1 pseudogene is annotated in these 1051 nt (G+C 70.0%); it reads left to right on the forward strand.

Annotated elements, in window-relative coordinates:
* Positions 1 to 648, forward strand: a pseudogene (locus BRAO375_RS06770) (apolipoprotein A-IV repeat region-like domain-containing protein); the annotation flags it as partial.
* Positions 649 to 1051 lie beyond the last annotated feature (403 nt).

Here is a 1051-nt window from a genome sequence, read left to right on the forward strand (position 1 = left end):
GTCATGCGCCAGGAGGAGCCGGTCGTGCCGGTGGTGGCAGCCGCAGCAGTCGGCGGCCGTCCCGACATGCGCCTGCGCGAGCCGGCCGCGACCAGCGTCACCAACCTGCCGCCGCCGGATCTCGGCATGCAGCCGCCGGTCGCTCCGCCGCCGCAACAGCCGCGCCGAGTCGAGGCGCCGCCGATGGGCCCGGTCGCCGATCAGCGCAGCGACAACTGGCTGTCGGACCTGCTCAACCGTGCTGACAGCAGCACCGCCGGGCAGCCGCAGGCTCCCGCTCAGCGTGGCCGCGGACCGGCGCAGCAGCCCGGCAATCCGCTGGAGTCGCTGTCGCTCGACATCGCCCGGCTGATGGACCGCACGCTCGCCGCCGAGATGTGGGACCGCTACCAGCGCGGCGAGACCAAGGCGTTCTCCAAGCGCCTCTACACGCCCGCCGGACAGAAGGCGTTCGACGAGGTGGCTCGCAAGTATCGCGCCGACCGCACCTTCAAGCAGACGGTCGACCGCTACATTACCGAGTTCGAGCGCCTGCTCGACGAGGTCGCCCGCGACGACCGCAACCCGCAGGCGCTGCGGGCGCAGCTGACCTCGGAGACGGGCCTCGTCTACACCCTGCTCGCCCACGCCGCCGGCCGGCTCGCGTGACGGAGGGGACGAACAGCAAGTAGCGGATGGCGAGAAGCCCACCGGCGACGAACAAACAAACGGAGGCCGCAAGGCCTCCGTTTCGCGTTTGGGGGTGCAGTGAAAGCTTCTTCGGCTTCGGCCCCGTCGGCCGGGCGCTCGCGCTAGACCATCATGCGATTGGGTGGAAACGCATCATGCTCCAGCTGATCATTGAGATGAGGCTTCACAGTTGCCGTGCGACCGTCGCCATCGTCTTGATGAAGACGGCAGGCGCCGCGATCTCGGTCTCACCCTCCCCTGGAGGGGGAGGGTCGATCGCGCGCGAAGCGGGCGAGCGGGGTGGGGTGAAGCCGCGGGAGCCGGTGCAAGTGGAGAGATCANCCNCGCTGCGCTCCATGTGAGACGACCCTCCCCCTCCAGG

Source organism: Bradyrhizobium sp. ORS 375 (assembly GCF_000239775.1).
Taxonomy (GTDB): Bacteria; Pseudomonadota; Alphaproteobacteria; order Rhizobiales; family Xanthobacteraceae; genus Bradyrhizobium.